General features: G+C 64.7%; 17 protein-coding genes. 7 read left to right on the top strand and 10 right to left on the bottom strand.

What is annotated here, in order from left to right:
* Nucleotides 1-78 precede the first annotated feature (78 nt).
* Nucleotides 79-1149, top strand: a complete 1071-nt coding sequence (locus JAO73_RS18560) for a hypothetical protein (RefSeq protein WP_198978691.1) — start codon at nt 79-81, stop codon at nt 1147-1149.
* Here JAO73_RS18560 and JAO73_RS18555 read toward each other — a convergent pair.
* Both JAO73_RS18555 and JAO73_RS18550 read right to left on the bottom strand, forming a co-directional pair.
* Nucleotides 1146-1895, bottom strand: a complete 750-nt coding sequence (locus JAO73_RS18555; protein WP_198978689.1) for a DoxX family protein — start codon at nt 1893-1895, stop codon at nt 1146-1148. The two genes, JAO73_RS18560 and JAO73_RS18555, sit on opposite strands and share 4 nt — an antisense overlap.
* A gap of 25 nt (nt 1896-1920) precedes the next feature.
* Nucleotides 1921-2499, bottom strand: coding sequence for a hypothetical protein (locus JAO73_RS18550; protein ID WP_198978687.1), 579 nt, complete (start codon nt 2497-2499; stop codon nt 1921-1923).
* A 455-nt stretch (nt 2500-2954) separates the two neighbouring features.
* On the opposite strand from JAO73_RS18550, the gene JAO73_RS18545 reads away from it, so the two are divergent.
* The gene (locus JAO73_RS18545; protein WP_198978685.1) at nt 2955-3629 is read left to right on the top strand and encodes a T9SS type A sorting domain-containing protein; all 675 of its coding nucleotides are present in this window, start codon (nt 2955-2957) and stop codon (nt 3627-3629) included.
* Between the two features lie 153 nt (nt 3630-3782).
* Here the strand turns inward: JAO73_RS18545 and JAO73_RS18540 are convergent, their stop codons facing one another.
* Both JAO73_RS18540 and JAO73_RS18535 read right to left on the bottom strand, forming a co-directional pair.
* Nucleotides 3783-4415: a DUF4142 domain-containing protein gene (locus tag JAO73_RS18540; protein WP_198978683.1), complete on the bottom strand. Its 633-nt coding sequence runs from the start codon at nt 4413-4415 to the stop codon at nt 3783-3785.
* A 141-nt stretch (nt 4416-4556) separates the two neighbouring features.
* Nucleotides 4557-5477, bottom strand: coding sequence for an NmrA family NAD(P)-binding protein (locus JAO73_RS18535; RefSeq protein ID WP_198978682.1), 921 nt, complete (start codon nt 5475-5477; stop codon nt 4557-4559).
* An 84-nt stretch (nt 5478-5561) separates the two neighbouring features.
* On the opposite strand from JAO73_RS18535, the gene JAO73_RS18530 reads away from it, so the two are divergent.
* Both JAO73_RS18530 and JAO73_RS18525 read left to right on the top strand, forming a co-directional pair.
* Complete coding sequence (locus JAO73_RS18530) at nt 5562-7544, top strand: T9SS type B sorting domain-containing protein (RefSeq protein WP_198978680.1); 1983 nt, start codon at nt 5562-5564, stop codon at nt 7542-7544.
* A 45-nt stretch (nt 7545-7589) separates the two neighbouring features.
* The gene (locus JAO73_RS18525; RefSeq protein WP_198978679.1) at nt 7590-8507 is read left to right on the top strand and encodes a pirin family protein; all 918 of its coding nucleotides are present in this window, start codon (nt 7590-7592) and stop codon (nt 8505-8507) included.
* A gap of 79 nt (nt 8508-8586) precedes the next feature.
* On the opposite strand, the gene JAO73_RS18520 is transcribed toward JAO73_RS18525, so the two are convergent.
* Complete coding sequence (locus tag JAO73_RS18520; protein WP_198978678.1) at nt 8587-10713, bottom strand: prolyl oligopeptidase family serine peptidase; 2127 nt, start codon at nt 10711-10713, stop codon at nt 8587-8589.
* A gap of 153 nt (nt 10714-10866) precedes the next feature.
* Between JAO73_RS18520 and JAO73_RS18515 the strand changes: the two genes are divergently transcribed.
* On the top strand, nt 10867-12006 hold the full coding sequence (locus JAO73_RS18515; RefSeq protein WP_198978677.1) for a hypothetical protein: 1140 nt from the start codon (nt 10867-10869) through the stop codon (nt 12004-12006).
* A 16-nt stretch (nt 12007-12022) separates the two neighbouring features.
* On the opposite strand, the gene JAO73_RS18510 is transcribed toward JAO73_RS18515, so the two are convergent.
* The 4 genes from JAO73_RS18510 to JAO73_RS18495 form a co-directional block, all read right to left on the bottom strand.
* Nucleotides 12023-13360 (bottom strand): PQQ-dependent sugar dehydrogenase, encoded by a 1338-nt coding sequence (locus JAO73_RS18510; RefSeq protein WP_198978676.1) that lies wholly within the window; start codon nt 13358-13360, stop codon nt 12023-12025.
* A 104-nt stretch (nt 13361-13464) separates the two neighbouring features.
* Nucleotides 13465-13866: an NUDIX hydrolase gene (locus JAO73_RS18505; protein ID WP_198978674.1), complete on the bottom strand. Its 402-nt coding sequence runs from the start codon at nt 13864-13866 to the stop codon at nt 13465-13467.
* Between the two features lie 38 nt (nt 13867-13904).
* Nucleotides 13905-15035 carry an acyltransferase family protein gene (locus tag JAO73_RS18500; protein ID WP_198978673.1) on the bottom strand — a complete coding sequence of 377 codons (1131 nt, stop codon included), beginning with the start codon at nt 15033-15035 and terminating at the stop codon, nt 13905-13907.
* A gap of 81 nt (nt 15036-15116) precedes the next feature.
* Nucleotides 15117-17579 carry an alpha/beta hydrolase family protein gene (locus JAO73_RS18495; RefSeq protein ID WP_198978672.1) on the bottom strand — a complete coding sequence of 821 codons (2463 nt, stop codon included), beginning with the start codon at nt 17577-17579 and terminating at the stop codon, nt 15117-15119.
* Nucleotides 17580-17815: 236 nt separating this feature from the next.
* Here JAO73_RS18495 and JAO73_RS18490 point away from each other — a divergent pair, with 236 nt between their 5' ends.
* Nucleotides 17816-18541: a DUF72 domain-containing protein gene (locus JAO73_RS18490; RefSeq protein WP_198978671.1), complete on the top strand. Its 726-nt coding sequence runs from the start codon at nt 17816-17818 to the stop codon at nt 18539-18541.
* Nucleotides 18542-18693: 152 nt separating this feature from the next.
* Here the strand turns inward: JAO73_RS18490 and JAO73_RS18485 are convergent, their stop codons facing one another.
* Nucleotides 18694-19773, bottom strand: a complete 1080-nt coding sequence (locus JAO73_RS18485; RefSeq protein WP_198978670.1) for an NAD(P)-dependent alcohol dehydrogenase — start codon at nt 19771-19773, stop codon at nt 18694-18696.
* Nucleotides 19774-19996: 223 nt separating this feature from the next.
* Here JAO73_RS18485 and JAO73_RS18480 point away from each other — a divergent pair, with 223 nt between their 5' ends.
* Nucleotides 19997-20359, top strand: coding sequence for a winged helix-turn-helix domain-containing protein (locus tag JAO73_RS18480; RefSeq protein WP_198978669.1), 363 nt, complete (start codon nt 19997-19999; stop codon nt 20357-20359).
* The last annotated feature ends 4 nt before the right edge of the window (nt 20360-20363 follow it).

Genomic DNA, 20363 nt, shown 5'->3' with positions numbered 1-20363 from the left:
GCAAGTTAGGGGGCAACGCCGCGGCCGGGCCGTCCGGTATCTTTGCCAGAGCCGCCGATTTGTTTGCCCCGCCTCGCCATGAAAACGTCTTATTTCGCTCTCACGCTGCTAACCGGGGTGCTGATGGGTGCCGGCGCACCGCTCGACGAGAGGGCCGAAACGGCCGATACCGACCTCGTGTACGGCGTGCCGCGGGCGGAGCTGTTTCGCAAACACGGCGTGAAGGAGCTGTTTGTGGAAAGCGAGTCGTTCGACCAAGGCCGGGCCACCACCGCCCGCCACCTCAACGAGTACCAACTCTTCGACCGCAACGGCCGGGTAGTGCAGCAGGAACGGGCGTCGGAGCGGGTGCTTTCCTACCGCAACAACTGGGAATACAACGCCACAGGCCGCGCCGTAGCGGGCACTTCTTACCACCTCATCGGCTCGCGCCGCGACACCGGCCGCGCCGACCTGGCCTGGCTGCCCACCGAGCACACCCGCTACGTGGCCGAGGGCACCGAACCCGCCGGCAAAACCCGCTGGAACGCCGAAACCGGCCTGTGGGAGCCCGTCACCCGCCTGCGCACCTGGACCAGCCACGACACCACTTACGTCGAAACCCGCGACGCCCGGGGCACCGTCACGGAGCTGGAGCGGCAGTTTGCCGTGGGGCCGGGCAAAAACACGCAGCGCACCGACAACCTCACTTTTACCAACGGCCGGCCCCGCGAGCCCAAGTTCCGGTACTACCGCCTCGAGAAGAAGCGCGTGGTAGAATCCGGGGAAGTCACCTTCGAGAAGGAAATTCAGGAATACGTGGAGAAGCACCCCGAAACGCTCGGCTACGTGCTGGGCGGCTCCAAGTACGGCTTTCATGCCCTCACCTACCACGTGGCCGGCCTCAAGCCCGGCACGCTCAAGCCCGATTTCAAGCTGCTCTACAACCGCAAAGGCCAGTTGCTGCTCGCCACCGGCTACGGCGTGCGCACGGCCTACCAGCGCGATGCCGCCGGCCGCGCCATCTCCAGCTCGCAGGGCCGGGAAGAGGGCCGCGATGGCACCATCAGCACCTACGCCTACCGCCCCGACGGCCTGCTGGCGCGCGAAACCATCAGCCGCACCGATGGCGCCACCGAAACCCGCTACTATCGGTACCGCTTCTTCTAAAGCCGCTGCCCAACGGCTGGCGGCGTTTGGCGGGCGTCGTCGGGGGCCTGGTGGTAGGCATCGAGGGCCTGGTCAAGCGGCTGGCCTTTTTGGTGAATGCACTCGCAGAACGCCTTGCCGGCGGTGGTGCGGTGCCCAAGCCGGCCCTTAAACTGCGACCGGCAATCGGCCAGGGTGTTGCGCGGCATCACGTCGAACACGTTGGTGACCGTCAGCACCACGAGCGCCACGGTGGCCGCAGCCCCGGCGAAGAAGGCTTTGGGAAATTCATTGCTGCTGGCCGGCGCCGGCAGTGCCACCGTCGGTTGGTTGAAGGGCAGCAGGTGTTTCAACCGGTCGTAGTACCAGCACAGCAGGTACACGTTGGCCACCACCATCAGCGGCGAGGTAAGGAGCGAGCCCTCAAACCGCACCGCCAACGATAGAATGCAGATGTTCAGGATGATGGGAAAATACAGCACCGCCCCCAGCACGGCAGTGCCGGGAATCAGCAGCAGCACCGCCGCCGTCATTTGAGCAATGCCGATGTAGGTGTAGTAGTAGCCCGTGTGCGACAACGCCTCCAGGTAGTGGCCCATGGGCTGGTTGTCGGACAGCGACGTGAACCGCTCCCCCATTATTTTCACAAACCCCGACGGCAGAAAACCCGCCGCCAGGGCCACCCGGCAAAACACCGCGAAATACCGCAGCCAGCGGTTGAGCCGGGCCTGGGCATGAAGGCGGTCGAGGGTGGTAGCCAGGTTCATGGGCTTGCGTGGGCGCTGCAGGAATTTATGCCAGGTGCCGGGTCGAACCGGTGCCCGAAACGTGGGCGGCGCGCTGAAAGAGCCAGCCCGACAAGGCCCATATGGCGGCAAAGCCCCCGTTGGCCACCAGCACGTTCGCCAAATGCACCGAGGGCTCGGCAGCCGCGCCGGTAGGCTTCCAGACAAACAGCGCAACGAGGGTGACCAGCACGTAGACCAGCGCGGCCCCGAACATGGCCCGCGACATGCCCTGCGGCCGAAACTTTGCCGCAATGGCCCCGACCAACGCCACTGCGAGCACGCTCATGTACAGGAGGTTGGCGGGGTTGTCTTCGCTGCCCACCAGGCCCACGGCCAGGTTGGCCCACACCAGCAGCAAGCCGGCGGCTACCGCCACAGCGGCGGCCAGCCGGTAGGCGGTGCTGTTGGCCTGGCGCGCCACCAGCACAAACAGGCTGCCCGCGCCGAACAGCAGGCCACCGGCCACCACAAAATCAGACCACGTCCACTGCACTTCGGCGCTGAACCGCATGGCCACAAAGGGAACGAGCAGCAGCGCGGCCGTGGCAAGGGCCACAAAAAGGAAGCTTTTGGAGAGAGACATATTGGTATGGATGAAGGGTGAAAAATTATGGGTTAATCGCCGGTGGCGCCCTCAGTCTGCCCCTGCCCGGCCGGGTGCCAGCCGACAGATAGCGCGGGGTAAATGAGCACAACACAAAAGTATTAAAAAGAACTTTGTATTTCAAAGAACAAGGCAAAAATACTTGTTCCCAGCTGGAAAATGATGCCGCCTTAAAGCCACGGCGCTTCTGCAGGACCGATAGCGACCGAGCGAGCAGCGTGGCCCCAAAAAAGAGCATCGGCGGAAACTAGCCGGGGCTAAAATCAGGATTTATCCGACGCCAAAACCCGCCAAAAACCCTGGCGTTGCGCAAACGTTAGCGCAAACGTGCTGAATTACACGACTATAAAATTTTTAAGAACGTCATACACTGAATTATAAGACGTTGTAGCTTTGAAATACAAATTCCTACTCAACCCTTAACCCCAATACGCATGCAAAATTTTACTCTTAAAGCCACGCTGTTTTTTGCGTTTCTGCTCTCGGCCTCGCTGGGCAAGGCGCAAACTACCATCACGACGGTGGGCATCATCGGCTCGGCTACGCCCCGCACGGCCACCAACACGACGGGCTGGGACGCCTCGACGCCCATGACCCGCACCGTGGCCGGCGGCAACGACTGGACCATCACGCTGCAACTGACGGCCGCTACGGGCTCGAACGAAGTGAAATTCCGGGCCAACGACGCCTGGACCATCAACTGGGGCGCCGCCGCCTTTCCCTCGGGCACCGGCGTGCAGGACGGCCCCAACATCGTCATCCCCACCGCCGGCCGCTACCTGGTGCGCTTCAACAGCCAGACCGGGGCTTACTCGTTTTCGATAGTGACGGCGGCCAAAACCAGCAACGATTTCGTGCTGCGCATGGCCCTGGCCCCCAATCCCGCCCGCGGCAACGTGAGCGTGGTGTACGACCTGGCCAAAGCCACCACCGCCGCGGTGAAAGTGCTGAACCTGGTGGGCCAGACGGTGCGCCAGCTGGCGCCGGTGCAGCAGGGCGTGGGCTCGCAGCAGCAGGAGTTGGCCCTGCAGGGCCTGGCCGCTGGCATCTACTTGGTGCAGCTGCAAACCGCCGACCAGGTGCAAACGACCCGCCTGGTGGTCGAATAGGCATCGGCCACGCTGCCGGCCAACGCCGCGAACCTGGGCTCCGGGCCCGGTTCGCGGCGTTTTTTTGTGCCCGGCCGCCACCCAAAAGCCCCGGCCCGTGCAACTGCACGAACCGGGGCTTTGGCTTACCCGCGGGGCGGAAGTGTCGCGAGCTTAGTCTGCCTTTTTCTCCAGGCTGTTGGCCATGTCGTGGTGCGAGCGCAGCATGGGCAGCGTTTTGGTGGCAAAGGCCTGCACGTTGGGCGACTCCGCGGCTTTGCTCTTCACCTCAAACATGGCCACGTCCATCTGGTGGGCCTTTTCCATGAGGTCCATGTAGGTTTCGTCGAAGTTTTTGCCTGACTTGTTCAGCAGGCGGTCGGCCATGGCCTGGTGCACGGGCAGCATGGTTTCGGGCATTTTCACGCCCAGCGGCGCGGCCACGGCCTTGAGTTCCTGGCTGGACTGGTTGTGCTGGCTCACCATCATCTGGGCGTACTTGCGCACGTCGGCGCTGGTGGCCTTCTGCGAGGCCATCTGGCCGGCCCTGATTTCGAGCATGTCGCTGCTGGCGGCATTCGTCAGAAACGCGGCATCCTGCATGGTGGCAAAAGTGTTCACGAAAGCCGTGGCGTCGGCGGTGGGGTCGGTGGCAGCGGTGCTGGTGCTGGCATCCGGGGCGGTGGCGGTTTGGACCTCGGCGGCACTGCTGGTGGCCGTTTCGGAAGCGCCGCTGGTGCTGGTGCTGCTGCACGCCGCGCTCAAGGCAAACACGCCGGCCAGCAAGAAAGAAGGAATTGCTTTCATCGTTTTCATCGAAGTTGGGGTAAGGGTGATTGGCTATATACGACAAGTGCCAAGCCAAGGGATACCGATTTCAGCATTTACCCGACGCCCCTCCCCCATTGCCCTACGGCTGAACTCATTCCGACCGGACTCTGCTTTCTTCTAGGCTTGGCGCGCGGCCAGCACCTCCCGCACCGATGTCCAGTGAATGTCCGGGTAGCGGGCGTTGTCCAGGTGGGCAAACTTAGGATGGCCCGAGAACATGTTGTGCAGGTACTGCATGCCCTGCCAAGCCGGAAACACCTCTTGCGGGGCCGGCGCCAGCGTGCGCGTCACCTTTATGAGCGCGCCCAGCACCCAGAGCCCACCGGCCCGCAGCAGCTTGAAGGGCCGGCCGGTGGCCTCGGTGGCGGCCCGCTGCAGCCCGCGGGCACTGGCTACCTCGCCGGCCACGCGCAGGTAGCGCGGCGTGCTGGGGTCGAGGGCCGCGGCGGCCGTGTACTCGGCGGTGTTGTCAATGGTGGTGAAGTCGAGCGGCTGGTCGGCGTCGCCGTAATACAGCACCCGGCCGAGGCCGAACAGCACCACCGGCGCCTGCCCGGTGAGCAGGTCCGTAAACATGCCGTTGAGGACGGACGTGGCCTGAATGGGGGCTTGGTCGAGGCGCTGGTTGAACTCGCGGCGCAGGTCGAGGTTGCGGTTGCTGCCTTCCGGTAGTTTGGTGTAGTCGATGCAAAAGTCCGACGGGATGAAGCGCGGCACGCCCGCCGCCACGGCCGCGTCGAGCAGGCGCTTCTGGCCGTCCACAATCACCTCGCGCAGCCCCGACAGGGCCGACACCACGCAGGCCGCGCCCGCGCAGGCCGTGGTGAGGGCCGTCACGCTGCCAAAATCGACTTCCAGAACTTCAGCGCCCAGGTCGCGCAGCACGGTGGCTTCGGGCTTGAGATTGCCTGGACGGACCAGCGCCCGCACCGCGCCGCCGCGCCGAAGCAGTGCCTGCGCAATGCGAAAACCTAAGTCGCCGGTGGCGCCGGCCAGCACCACGGGGCCGGTTTCAGAGGATGAGGAAGAAGTTGTCAAATGGTACGGACTGAAAGTGTTTGAAAATTAACCGTTAGCTTGGGATATGGTTAGCTTTTAACCGTACTGCCCTTTCCAACCGCTATGTCAAACTTTTCCATACGCAGTATCGTGGGCGTGCTGTTGTGGCTGCTGAGCGCCTTGCCGGCTGCTGCCACCCACTTGGTAGGTGGCGAGCTGAGCTACAAATATTTGGATGCCAACGGCCCTCAGGCCACCCCCTACCGCTACCAGATTACCGCCCGCATCTACCTGAATGCCTCCACGTCGAATCTGGGGGCTACCAGCACCATCGGGGTGAGCTCGCGCGCTGCGGGCATGCCGGTGCTCACCCAGCAGTCCGTGGGCTACACCAGCATGACAAGCATCTCGCCGCCCGCCGTGCCGGGCTGCCCCGTGCAGGTGCCCGAAGTGGTGCTGGGCATTTACACCGTCATCGTGGAGCTGCCGCTGGTGAGCGAGGGCTACCAGGCCTTTTATGCGGCCTCGGCCCGAAACGCCGGCATCACGAACATTCAGAATCCGACGCAGCAGTCCATGTCGCTGACGGTGGACATGACGCCGCCGTCTATTCCCAACACTTCCCCCGTTTTCTCCACCACGGCCCTGAATGTTATCTGCGTGGGCGATACCAATGCCCTACTCAACAATGCCTACGACGCCGACGGCGACCGGCTGAGCTACACCTTTGTGGCGCCCAACAGCAACGGCCTGGGCTCTTCCATTGCGTACGCGCCGGGCTACAGCGCGGCCCAGCCGTTTGGCAGCAACGGCTACGCGGCGCTGGATGCGCGCACCGGGCTGGCGCGCTACGTGAGCCAGCGCCAAGGCGTGTTCCTGCTGGCCATCGACGTGTCCGAATACCGGGTCGTGAATGGCCAGGAAACGCTGCTGAGCACGGTGCGCCGCGATATTCAAATTGCCGCCCGCGTCTGTTCGGTCGCGCCCAATCAGGCCCCGGTATTTAGTGCGGCCAGCCTGGCCCAGCAGGATTTCACCGTGCGCGAAGGCCAGCGCCTCGACTTCAACATCACCGCCACCGACCCCGACCTGCAGCCCCTCGTGATGACGGTGCGCAGCGTGCTGCTGGACGGCGCCGGTCCCATCGATGCGACCGTGAACGGCCAGCCCGGGGCGGGCGTGCCCGGCAGCATCAACAGCGCGGTCGACGTCACGGGTACCGGCACCGTGACGGCCGCGTTCCACCTGACGGCCGGCTGCGGGCAGGCCCGCCCCGCGCCCTACGATGTGCTGGTCACGGTGTCAGACCAGGTGTGCGGCAGCAAAAGCATCGCCGGCGTGTTCCGCATCACCGTGGTGGGCGATGCCCCGCTGACCCGCGTGCGGGGCGACTCGGTGCGCTGCGTGCAGAGCACCGGCACGTACACCGCGTTCGGGCCGGCGTTTGGCCAGTACCGCTGGACGGTGCGCGGCGGCGAGATTCTGGGGCCCGCCACCGGCCGCACCGTGCAGGTGACCTGGACCACGAGCGGCCCGGGCACCGTGGCCGCCCAGGGCATTGCCCCGGGCGGCTGCCCTACGGTGGCAGCCACGCAGGCCGTTACGGTAGTGCCCGGCCCGATTATAAAGGGCCCGGACGTGTACTGCCGGGCCACTAATACCGGCCTGCGCTACACCGTGGACGGCCCGGCCGCGGCCTACCAGTGGAGCATCGACGAGGGCACCATCGTGAGCGGGCAGGGCACCAACAGCGTGGTGGTGGACGTGGTGAAAGGCGCCAGCACAACCCTGCGGGTGGAAGCCCCGGCCTCGACCCAGTGCCGAACCGGCGCGCTGCGCATCAGCCCCGACAACCGGTGCCTGGCCTTCTACAACGTCATCACCCCCAACGGCGACGGGCAGAACGACCGGTTTGTGATTGAGAACATCGAGCAGTACCCCAATGCCACGCTCACCATCTTCAACCGCTGGGGCCGCCAGATTTACCAATTGACGAACTACCGCAATACCTACGACGGCGAAAACAACGCTCCCGGCGTGTACTACTACTTCTGCCAGTTGCCCGATGGCACCCGCTACAAGGGCTGGTTTGAGCTGGTGCGTTGAGCTGCCACGGCGCGATATTGCCCCTGATTTAACTGCTGCATTGCCATGCTCGCCCTTGTGATTGATGCCCGTCCGGCTGCCCTGGCGCCGGGGTTCGACGTGAAGCGCATTCTCCCCTACCGGCTGCGGCGCATGCTGGGCCCGTTCATTTTCATGGACCACGCCGGGCCGGTGGACGTGGCGCCCGCGCAAATGGCCAGCCTCGACGTGCTGCCGCACCCGCACATCGGCCTGAGTACGGTGAGCTACCTGTTTGGCGGGCAGGTCACGCATCGCGACAGCCTGGGCGTGCAGCAAATCATCCGGCCCGGCGAGGTAAACTGGATGACGGCCGGCTCCGGCATTGCCCATTCGGAGCGGTTTGAGGACCCGGCCGCGCTGGCTGGCGGCGCCCTCGAAATGATACAGACCTGGGTGGCCCTGCCCGAAGCCGACGAAGAGCAGGCCCCCACCTTCGCCAACTATCAGCCGCAGGAGCTGCCCATCTTCACCGACACCGGCGTGTGGATGCGCCTGATTGCGGGCGACGCCTTCGGGCTGAAAAACGACGTCAGGACGCATTCGCCGCTGTTTTACCTGCACGTGGTGCTGCAGGCGGGCGCCCGCTTCGGCCTGCCGCGGGGCTACCCCGAACGTGGCGCCTACGTGGCCAAGGGCCGCGTGGAAGTAGCCGGCCGCGCGTACTCGGCGGGGCAGCTGCTGGTGTTCACGCCGGGGCAAGACCCGGTGCTGGTAGCGCGCGAGCCCAGCACGCTGATGCTGCTGGGCGGCGAGCCGCTGGGCGAGCGGTTTATCTGGTGGAATTTTGTGTCGTCGCGCCGCGAGCGCATTGAGCAGGCCAAAGCCGACTGGCAGGCCGGCCGCATTGCCCTCCCGCCCAACGACAACGCCGAGTTTGTGCCGCTGCCGCAGGACAAAAGCCGCCCGGCGGGCTCATCACCGGCCCCGCAGGCCCTTTCCTGAACCGAGCCACTCGACCACAAAAAAAGGTCACGCCGGCGGGCGTGACCTTTTTTGTTAAGCGGCCCCATCGGGCGGCCGGCTAGTTGTTCTGGTAGGGCGTCACGCCCATGTTCTGGAACATGAACGACCATTTGTCGGTCTGCTCCCCGATGACCTGGGCCGTGGAGCGGCCCGCGCCGTGGCCGGCTTTGGTTTCGATGCGGATGAGCACGGGGGCGTCGCCCTTCTGGGTTTCCTGCAGGCGCGAGGCGAATTTGAAGGAGTGGGCGGGCACCACCCGGTCGTCGTGGTCGGCGGTGGTTACCATGGTGGCGGGGTAGCTGGCGGGCTTCAGGGCGTGGTAGGGCGAGTACTTGTAGAGGTACTCAAACATTTCCTTGGAGTCCTGGGCCGTGCCGTAGTCGTAGGCCCAGCCAGCGCCGGCCGTGAACTGGTTGTAGCGCAGCATGTCCATCACCCCCACAGCCGGGAAGGCCACTTTGGCCAGGTCGGGGCGCTGGGCCATGGTGGCGCCCACCAGCAGGCCGCCGTTCGAGCCGCCCGAGAGGGCCAGGTGGTCGGTGTCGGTGTACTTGTTGGCTTTCAGGTACTCGGCGGCGGCAATGAAGTCGTCGAACACGTTCTGCTTCTGCAGCTTAGTGCCGGCCAGGTGCCACTTTTCGCCATACTCGCCGCCACCCCGGATATTGGGCACGGCGTAGATGCCGCCGTTTTCGAGCAGCACAATGTTGGACGTGCTGAAGGCGGGCGTCACGCTGCTGTTGAAACCGCCGTAGGCGTAGAGTAGCGTGGGGTTTTTGCCGTTCAACACCATACCTTTTTTGTAGGTGATAATCATGGGCACGCGGGTGCCGTCCTTCGAGTTATAGAATACCTGCTTCGACTCGTATTTGCTGGGGTCGAACTGCACGCCGGCCTTCTTGAACACCGTCGACTTGCCGGTGGCAATGTCGTACTTGAAAATGGTGGGCGGGTAGACGTAGGACGTGAAGGTGTAGTACGTTTCCTTCTCGTCCTTTTTGCCGCCGAAGCCGCCCGCCGTGCCCAGCCCGGGCAGTGCAATGGAATGCTCCTTCTTGCCGGCCATGTCGTACTGCTCGATGAGCGAGGTGGCGTCTTTCAGGTAGTTGGCGAAGAGCTTGCCGCCCACCGAACTCACGTGCAGCACGTTTTGGGTTTCCGGAATCAGGTTTTTCCAGTTGGCGGGCTTGGGGTTGGCGGCGTCCACGGTCACCACGCGGTTGTTGGGCGCGCCCAAGTCGGTGAAGAGGTAGAGCTTGCTGCCCACGTTGTCGATGACGTCGACGTTGTTCTTCTCGTTGTCGACCACCTGCACGATGGGGCTGTTGGGCTTGCTCAGGTCCTGAATGTAGAGTTCGTTGCCGGTGGTGGTGTTGGCGCCCGAAATCACGAGGAAGCGCTGGTCTTCCGTCACGCTGCCGCCAATGTAGCGACGCGGCGTTTTCTCGCCGCCGAAAATCAGCTTATCGGTGCTCTGCGGCGTGCCTAGCTTGTGGTAGTACAGCTTGTGAATCTGGGTTTTGCCGGCCAGCTGGCTGCCGGCCTTGGGCTTGTCGTAGGAGCTGTAATAGAAGCCGTCGTTGCCCTTCCAGGCCAAGCCCGAAAACTTCACGTCCTTCAGCGTGTCGCCCACAATGGCCTTGGTGTCGGTGCGCAGCACGATGACTTTGCGCCAGTCGGAGCCACCTTCCGAAATCTGGTAGGCGGCCAGGCTGCCGTCTTTGGTAAAGCTCAGGCCGGCCAACGAGGTGGTGCCGTCTTTCGAGAAGGTGTTGGGGTCGAGAAACACTTCGGGCTTGCCCTCGCTGCCTACCTGGCGGTACACCACCGACTGGCTTTGCAGGCCGCTGTTTTTGGAGAAGTACGTGTACTTGCCCTCCTTGTAGGGCGCGCCGTACTTCTCGTAGTTCCACAGCGTTTCGAGGCGCTTGCGCACGGTTTCGCGGAACGGAATCTGGGCCAGGTAGTTCTGCGTCACCTTGTTCTCGTCCTGCACCCAGCTTTTGGTGTCGGGCGCCTGGTCGTTTTCAAGCCAGCGGAAGGGGTCGGCCACCTTGGTGCCGAAGTAGGTGGTCACGGTGTCCACCTTCTTCGTCTGCGGGTACGGCAGGGTCTTGATGGGCGCCTGGGCCTGAGCGGCGGTGCTCAGCAGCAGGGCGGCCAGGGCAGCGTAGTTGCGTTTCATGGATGGGCGTTGAGTGAATAATGCGCGTAAATTAACACACAGCGGGCGCCGATGGGGCCAGCCGAGCCGGGCACGTAGCCGGCGGCAGGCGTTACTTTGTTGCTTCATCTGCCTAAATGCCGTCCCATGCGCGTTGGTTTCGTTGTTGCCGGAATGTTGCTGCTGGCCAGCTGCGACCAAAACACCGCCAGCCGGCAGGAAACGGCCACGCGTGCGCCCCGGCACGCCCCGGCCGATGTTCTGCCCCCCGCTCCCCTGGCCGCCCCAGACACGGCCCTGCCCTACCGCCTGCTGCCCGGCTTTGGCGATTCGGTGCAGGCCCCGCCGCTGGTGCGCATCGGCACCGAAGACTTTCGGGTGCTGGTCACGGCCCGCACCGACAGCGCCCGGCCGCTGCGCTACGTGCCGCCGCCCCAGCCCGGCACCGACCCCAACGACTCAACCCAAAACAGCATCGGCAGAGGCTTCGAGGGCGTGTACACCTTCAAGCTGCTTCGGGCCAACGGCCAGCCCCGGTTTGTGCGCCAGCTCAAGAAGTCCGATTTCAAGGCCTTTATCAGCGAAGCCCTGGCGGTGGAAAGCGAGGTAACCGCGCCTTCCTTCGCGGGCTACCTGCCCGCGTTCAATGCGCTGGCGTTTGAAATCAGCTTTTACCCGCCCGAAAGCGACGCCGGCGGGCAGGCCCTGGTGCTGCTGGACGCCGCCACGGGCCGCGTGCGGCACAAAAGCCTCGCCCGCTGGACCGACGGCTGCAACTCGCTCCTGGCGCTCTCGGCCAACGGCCGCACCCTGCTCAGCAGCACCGAGCTGCTGCAAGCCAACGGCCACGTCACCAACCTCGAAAAGCCGGGCCGCACCATTCTGGGCACGCTGCTCATCAACGACCAAACGGCGCTGGTGGAATACGGCCCCGGCTACGACCGGCGCGGCCAGGACGTGCCCCTGCGCGGCCCCAACGCCACGCTGCTCGACGCCAGCGGCCGCGTGCTCAAAACCTTCACCCTCGAAAGCATCGAAGCCGGCCTGGGCTCGCAGATACTGGCCCGCTACCTCCCCCAAACGCACGCCTATTACCTTTTCGACGAAGCCCACCGCCAGCTGGCCGTGGTGCCGCGCGACCAGCCCACCCAGCTCCAGCTGCTGAAGCTGCGCCAGATGCCCCCCTTCCGGGCCCCGCAGCGCCCCACCGAGGTCAAAATTGTTTTTGAGACGGAAACGGGTACGCACGCGGCTTTCTACCTCGACCCGGTGAGCAAGCAGTTCCGGTATACCCTGCGCAAGCCGGCGTATTGAGCGGCGTTTTGCGCCGCTACTGAGCGCTCACCCGCCAGAGTTTGTCGGCGGCGTCGTCGGCCACCAGCAGGGAGCCGTCGGGCAGGGTGGCCACGCCCACGGGGCGGCCGTAGGCCTCTTTCGAGTCGCCACCGGCCAGGAAACCGGTCAGGAAATCTTCGGGCGGGCCGCTGGGCTTGCCGTTGGCAAAAGGCACAAACACCACTTTGTAGCCCGAGTACTGCGAGCGGTTCCAGGAGCCGTGCTCGCCGATGAAGGCGCCGTTGCGGTACTTGGCCGGGAAGGCGTCCTTGTCATAAAAAGCCAGGCCCAACGCCGCCACGTGGGCGCCCAGCGGCACGTCGGGCACCAGGGCTTTTTTCACGAGGTCGGGCCGCTCGTTTTTGCGGCGGGGCTCCTCGTTCTGGCCGTAGTACGAGTAAGGCCAGCCGTAGAAACCGCCTTGCTTCACGCTGGTGAAATAGTCGGGCACCAGTTCATCGCCCAGCTCGTCGCGCTCGTTCACCACCGTCCAGAGGGCCCCGGTGCCGGGCTGCCACTGCAGGCCGATGGGGTTGCGCAGGCCGCTGGCGTACACTTTCTCGTCGGTGCCGTCGGGATTGATTTGCAGAATGTTGGCCCGGCGCACCTCCTCGGCGGTGCCGTGTTCCTGCACGTTGCTGCTCGAGCCCACGGTCACGTAAATTTTGGCGCCGTCGGGGCTGGCCAGCAGGTTGCGGGTCCAGTGGTTGTTGTAGCCGCCCTTGGGCAGGCCCAGGATGCGCTGGCCTGAGCCCGTGATGTTGGTGGCGCCCGGCTGGTAGGGAAAGCGCAGTACGCCGTCGGTATTGGCCACGTAGAAATTATTGCCCAGGATGAGCATGCCGAAGGGCTGGCTGAGGCCGGCCAGGAAGGTGGTGCGCAGGTCGGGGCGGCCGTCGTGGTTGGTGTCGCGCAGCAGCGTGATGCGGTTGGCGCTGTGGTCGCGCAAGGAGCGGGACTTGTCCAGCTTGAGCTCGGCGGCCAGTTTCTTGGTCATGGTCATCGGGACGGTGCTGGCCTCGGCCACCAGCACGTCGCCGTTGGGCGCCACGTACAGCCAGCGCGGGCTGTCGAACTGGCCCGCGTACTCGGCCACGGCGAAGCCAGCGGGCGCGGTGGGCGTGCGGCCCGCGGGCCAGGGCACGATGTCGACGCGGTGGCTCACCGATTTGGTGGCGTAGGGCGCCGGCAGGTGCACCGCTTCGGCGGCGGGCGTTTGCACGGTTTGGGCGGGCGTGTTGGCCTGGGCTTCCTGCTTTTCTTCTTTGCTGGGGCCGCCGCAGGCAGCCAGCAGGGCCAAGCCTGCCAGGAGTAGAGGGTGAGTGTTGCGCATTGGGAGAGGGAGTAAGCACTTGCAACCAAGGAATCTCGGCAGCTCGGCAGTGCTTTTTTACTTTGCCTCCGCAAATTGGTTGCCGCGCCCCCGCGCTGGCCGGCCTACTCCGCCAGCAGCCCGCGGCCCCGCAGCCAGTCGAAGATGAGCTGGTCGACGGCCGACACTTCGGCGCGGTGGCGGTAGGTCAGCCAGCGCACTTCTTCGATTTCGGCCGCCGGCTGCAGCGTGCCGGCGTAGCGGGCGTAGTAGCAGGCCATGCGCACCCGCACGTCGGGCGCGTGGCCGTGGGCGGGCGCCTCCCAGGTCCCAGCGTATTCCAGGGTAGCCGGGTCGAGGTCGACGGTTAGCTCTTCTTTGATTTCGCGCAGCAGCGTTTGCTGGTCGGTTTCGCCGGCGTCGCGCTTGCCGCCGGGGAAGTAGCACCGGTCTTTGCCGCGGCTGCGGGTGCTCAGCACCTGGCCCTCGCGCAGGTGCAGCCAAGCTATTTTGTCAATCAGAAGCATACATGGAGCGGCAGGGGTTGATGAATGCTTGACCGGCCTCAACGGGCCAATGCCGGCGCCAGCGGCGCCGGGCGGCCCAGCGCACGCCGCAGCCAGTGGTTGAGGGGCTCCTCAATCAGCCAGTACAACGCTATGGACAAGCCATAAAGCGCCAGAACCGTGAGGAAGCTGCTGCCCAGCCAGCGGTGCACCAGTTCCTGCACCGCGCCCATGTGAATGAGGTAGAAAGCGTAGGAGCTCTTGCCCAGCAGCACCAGCGGACGTGAGCTCAGCAACCGGCTGAGCCAGGTGTTTTCCTGCACTAGCCCCCACAGCAGCGGCCCGATGCCCAGCAGCGGCAGCAGCACGTTGTTGAGGAACATGCCCGCCGGCCGCAGCACGCCAAACGCGCCAATTTGTGGGCCGTGCAACAGGCTCAGGGCGCCCAGGCACAGCAGCACGCCCATTGCGCCCGCGTACGTCAGCCAGCCCGGCGCCCGGGGGCCGGCGCCCCGCCGCAGCCACCACGCCAGCCCCACGCCCACAAAAAACTCCACCGCCCGGCCCGGGTAGGTGAACTGAAACAGGAAATCGAAAGACCCAAACAAGCCGTGCCACGGATGCAAGCGGCACAGCAGCACCAGCCCAAGGCCCACTGCCACCAGCGCCAGCGGCAACACCCACAGCCACCGGGCGTTGCGCCGAATAAGCCAGAACGCCAGCGGGGCCGAGAGGTAAAACATTTCCTCTACCGTGAGCGACCAGCCCTGCCCGATGCCGGTGTACACGTACTGCTCAAACAGGCCCCGCAGGAAGGTGATGTTGAGCAGGTATTCGCCCAGAAAAACCGGTTTCCCCTGCCAGCGCAGCAGCGCAAAGGTGAGCGTGGTGAGCAGGAAATACAGCGGGTAGATGCGGGCGAAGCGGTTGGCGAAGTAGGGACGCAGCGCCACCGGCCGCCCCAAGTAGCGGTAGCCGATGAGAAAGCCGCTGAGCACGAAGAAAATCGTGACGCCGATGTGCGTTTCGGCCGCTAGGCTGTGTAGGCGCCAGCCAAACCGCTCTGGGGCAAAGGGATTGAAATGATGCACCAGCACCAGTCCGGCGGCCACGGCCCGCAAGCCCGTCAGGGCCGGGAAGTAGTCGCGGCTGGCGCCGTCGGGCCGGGCGGCGGTTGGGGAAGTTTGCATGAATGAGGTACCTGCACAAAAATAGACCGTCATGCTGCGCGCAGCATGACGGTCTGATTCAATCCGGCTAGTGAGTTGGCCTTAGTTGGCCTGCGGCGGGTTGGGCGCCTTCACGTACTTGTCCAGCCAGGTATTCATTTCCCAAAGCATGTGGAGCAGGTTTTCGCGGGCGGCGTAGCCATGGGCTTCGGCGGGCAGCACCACGTAGCGGGCGGTGGCGCCCTGGCCTTTCAGGGCGGCGTAGTACCGCTCGCTCTGGATGGGGAAGGTGCCCGAGTTGTTGTCGGCCTCGCCGTGGATGAGCAGAATGGGCGTCTTGATTTTGTCGGCGTAGTTGAACGGCGACATGGCGTTGTACACCTCCGGCGCCTGCCAGAACGTGCGCTCCTCGCCCTGGAAGCCGAAGGGCGTGAGCGTGCGGTTGTAGGCGCCGCTGCGCGCAATGCCGGCCTTGAACAGGTTGGAGTGCGACAACAGGTTGGCCGTCATGAAGGCGCCGTAGCTGTGGCCCATCACGCCCACCTTGCTGGGGTCGACCACGCCCAGGCGGGCGCCTTCGTCGATGGCGGCTTTGGCGCTGCTCACCAGCTGCTCGGTGTAGGTATCGTTGGGCTCTTTGCTGCCCTCGCCCACTATCGGAATGCTGGCGTTGGCCAGCACGGCGTAGCCCTGCGTCACCCAGTACACGGGCGAGGCCCAGCTCAGGCGCGTGAACGTGTAGGGCGAGCCGCTCACCTGGCCGGCGTTGTTCTTGTCCTTGAATTCCACGGGGTAGGCTTCCATGAGCGTGGGCAGCGGGCCGTCGGTTTTCTTGTAGTTCTGGGGCAGGTATAGGTCAGCCGTGAGGTCCACGCCGTCGGCGCGCTTGTAGTGCAGCACTTGCTTCTTGAAGCTGCCGCCGAAGGCCGCGTAGGGATTCGGAAACTTGGTTACGGCCGTCAGCTTGTCCTTCTTGGTGGCGTCGCGCAGGTAGTAGTTCGGGTTTTGGGTCAAGGACTCGCGGCGCGTGAGCAGCGTGCGCTTCTTGCCGCTGGCGTCGAGGATAGCTACCGGAATCTCGTACACCGGGGCTTCGGAACGCCACCAGCGCGTGGTTTTCTTCGACGTCAAATCCAGCTCGTCCACGAAGGGCCGGTCGCCTTCGGGCGAGGCGCCTTCGCCCAGCAGGTAGATGCTCTGGCCGCTGGGGCCGCCCGTGAGCAGCACGTATTTGCCCTGGGCGTTGCGGTGCTCGTAGGGCGTGCCGGGGTTCTTGTACGTGTCCTGCGACGACCCATCGAACAGCACGGTGAGCGGGCCGGCGGGCGCGCTGGGGTTGAGCTGCCAGGTGGTTTGGTGGCGGTCGGCCCAGCGGTAGCCGTCGGCCAGGGCCAGCTTGTCGTTGCCCCAGGTGAGGCCGGCGAAGCGCATGGGCAGGGCCGCCAGCTCCTGCGCCGAGCCGGTGAAGGGCGCGGTCAAGGTATACACCTTGTCGCGGATGTCAGCCTTCACTTTGGGGTCGCCGCCGTCCTGGGCTTCGGCGTAGGCGATGGTGGCGGGCACGTCGGCGCGCCAGGAGTGGCCGCGCGGGCCGGTAGCCACGGCGTCGAAGTTGGTGGGCACGTTGTCGGCCAGGGGCAGGTCGGCCACGGTTTTCACCACGGCGCCGCTGCCCAGGTCGAGCACGTCGATGCGCTGCGGGAAGCTGCTGATGGGCAGCAGGTAAGAATACGGCCGGTGGCGGGTGCGCACCAGCACGTACTGGCCACTGGGCGAAGCCGAGGCCGTTTGGATGATGCCGGGCTGGCCCAGGGCCTGCGCGGCGCCGTCGGCCAGGCTCACCTTCACCAACTGCGACGTGGCGTAATAGTCGAACAGGCGCTCATCGGCGGGGTTTTTCAGCAAGTCCTGGTAAGTGCGGGCGCCGGACTTCTTGCCCCCGCCGCTTTCCTGCACGGCCGGGCCGGTGGGCGCAGTATCGGCCGAGGGCGCGGCGCCGCGGCCGGCGGGCACGGTGCGGGCCAGCAGGGTTTTGCTGTCCGACACCCACTCGAAGGAATTGCCGAAGGCGTCGTTCAGCGGCTGGGCCAGCAGGCGGCGCGCGGTGGCGCTGGCCACGTCGAGCACCCAGAGCTCCACGCGGCCGTCGGCGCCGGAGCCGGGCGTGGTGAGGGCGAAGGCCATCGATTTATTGTCGGGCGACCAGCTGGGGCTGCTGATGCGGGCCTGCGCGGGCAGGCCTTTCACGTCAACCTCGGCACCATTGGGCAGCTTTTTCAGCTTGATGCCCACCGCGTAGCTCACCCGGCTGGGGCCGTTGGTGCGCGGGTTGAAGCGCAGGCCGGCCAGGCGCAGCTCGGGCTGGGCCAGCTCGGCCACGGTGGGGAAATCCTGCACTTGCAGCAGTGCCATGGTCTGGCCGTCGGAGGCCAGGCTCAGGCGCGGCGTGGGCGGCGCCAGCAGCAGGTCCTGAATGGCTTTGGGCGGCGTTTTGTATTGAAAATCCTGGGCCTGAGACACGGCGGCAGCAAGCAAAAAAGTGGCGGAAAGCAGTAGTTTTTTCATACGCAGGAATGAAAAAGGAATTGCGGGCGGCAACGCTGCCGCGCTCGAAAGGTACTCACGGGGCGGGTGCCGGCTGGCATATTTTTCGGGCCGGCCGAAACCGTTTTTAGCCCACCAATCCGGCTTTGAGTCGGGAAGCTCAGCCTTAACTCTGGCGAGCCCGGCGCGTAAAGTCATCCTTTCTTCTGGCGCCGCTAGCGCAGTCGCTGCACCGGCGCCTTCTCCGGCCAGCACTTATGCCCCACCCCACCTATTACATCGGCTGCTCGGGCTACCACTACCGGCACTGGCGGGGCCGCTTCTACCCCGAGAAAATGCCCATGCGGCTGTGGTTCGACTACTACAGCCAGCACTTCCGCACGCTGGAGCTGAACGTGACCTTCTACCGGTTTCCGCAGCTTTCCTTTCTCGAAAACTGGTACAACCAAAGCCCCGACGACTTCCAGTTTGCGGTGAAAGCGCCGAAGCTCATCACGCACTACAAGCAGTTCAACAACGTGCAGCAGCTGCTGAGCGACTTCTACGACACCACGGCTCGCGGCCTACGCGAGAAGCTGGGTCCCATCCTCTTTCAGCTGCCGCCGCGCCTGGCCTTCGACGCAACCCGCCTCACCCGCATCCTGGACAGCCTCGACCCCGCCTTCGTCAACGTGCTCGAATTTCGGCATCCCAGCTGGTGGCGCCCAGAAGTGTACGAAGAGTTAAGGCGGCGCCGCGTGGTGTTCTGCGGCCAGAGCCACCCGCTGCTGCCCGACGCCGTGGTAGCCACCGCGCCCACGCTCTACTACCGCTTCCACGGCGTGCCCGACCTTTACCGTTCGCCCTACGATGAGGGTTTTCTGCACCGCATCACGGGCGAAATACAAGCCCAGCCCGGTGTGGAGCTGGCTTACGTGTATTTCAACAACGACATCGACGCTTCCGCCATCGGCAACGCCCGGCAGATGCTGGCGATGGTGTGACGGCAGAAAGTTGGGGTGGGCTCCTAAATCATAAAAGACGGTCCTGCTGAGCGAAGTCGAAGCATCTCTACTGCAATAGTAAATGGATTACTCACGCGGTAGAGATGCTTCGACTTTGCTCAGCAGGACGTTCGTTTCGCCCAAGCCTTCTGCTACGCCTTCTCCTTCAGCGAAGCCATGTCGATGACGTAGCGGAAGCGCACTTCCTCGTCCATCATTTTATCGAAGGCCTTGTTGATGTCCTGCATGTCAATCATTTCCACCTCGGGCAGAATGTTATGCTCGGCGCAGAAATCCAGCACCTCCTGCGTCTCGGCAATGCCGCCGATAATGGAGCCGGCCACCGAGCGGCGGTGCATGGCCACTTCCTGGTTGTTGAGCGGGGCCTTGTAAGGGCCCAGCAGGCCCACCGTCGTGATGACGCCGTTGCGCTTGGCCAGCTTCACGTAGTCGTTCACCTCAAAGGCGTCGGGGATGGTGATGAGGATGAAGTCGAACTTCAATTCGTGGGCTTCCATGGCCTTCGAGTCCGATGAAATCAGGACTTCGTGGGCGCCGAGCTTTTCGGCGTCGGCTTGCTTGTCCTTGTCGCGCGTGATGGCCGTGACCGTGGCGCCCAGCGCCCGCGCCAGCTGCACGCCCATGTGGCCCAGCCCGCCGATGCCCACAATGGCCACGCTGCTGCCCGGGCCCACGTTCCAGTATTTGAGCGGCGAATAGGTGGTGATGCCGGCGCACAGAATGGGCGCCGCGGCCTTCACGTCGAGCGCGTCGGGGATGCGCAGCACGAAGGATTCCTTCACCGTGATGTTGGTCGAATACCCGCCGAAAGTGTTGAAATCCTTGTTTTGCGGCTTCATGTAGCCGTTGTAGGTGGCCGTCCAGCTCACGGGGCCTTCGCAGTAGTTTTCTTCTTTTTCGCGGCAGGCCGGGCAGGTGCCGCAGGAGTCTATCATGCAGCCCACGCCCACGAGGTCGCCCACCCGGAACTTGGTCACGGCGCTGCCGGCTTCCACCACGCGGCCCACAATTTCGTGGCCCGGCACGCAGGGGTAGATGGTGTTGTGCCAGTCGTTTTTCACCTGGTGCAGGTCGGAGTGGCACACGCCGCAGTAGAGAATGTCGATGTGCACTTCGTCGGCCTTGGGGGCCTGGCGCTCAATCTCCATCTCGGAGAGGCCGTTGAAAATGGAATTGCTGGCGCCGTACGCTTTGGTTTTGAAAACTTCCATGAAACTGTAGGGAAAGGGTGGTTGGAAAGAAGAAAAGGCCGGGCGAGGCCCACCAGTACCAACGGCCGCCGCGGGCCGCGGTTGGCGCCTACGGCTTATAAAATTCTGGCCATTGGCTTTCCTTCCGCCAGCAAGTGCCGCTACTGCCCGCCGCCTGCGGGGCGGCCGATGCGGCCGGGCGCCGGGCCGCATTCTGCACGAGTGCCGGCCGCATCTTTGCGCCATGAAAACGCTGCTGCTGCCCGCCAAAACCTACCGCCTCAACGGCCGCCTGTGGCTCGAAACCGAAGACGGGCGCTTCCTCGGCATCGGCCGGCTGGAGCTGCTGGAGCACATCGCCGCGCTGGGCTCCATCTCGAAGGCCGCGCAGGCCATGGGCATGTCGTACAAGCGCGCCTGGGACCTGGTGAGCTCCATGAACGCGCAAGCCAGCACCCCGCTGGTGGGCACCCAAACCGGCGGCCCCAAGGGCGGCGGCGCGGTCGTCACCGAAGCCGGCCAGGCGGCCATTGCCGAATTCCGGGCGCTGCAGGACCGTTTTCAGGAATTCATGGCCGCCGAAACAAAGCGCGTGCAGGAGCGTTAGCAGG

This window comes from Hymenobacter miniatus (assembly GCF_016427455.1).
In the GTDB taxonomy this organism is placed as follows: domain Bacteria; phylum Bacteroidota; class Bacteroidia; order Cytophagales; family Hymenobacteraceae; genus Hymenobacter; species Hymenobacter armeniacus.
The sequence above is the reverse complement of the archived record's forward strand: the minus strand, read 5'-3'. Positions and strand labels throughout refer to the sequence as shown.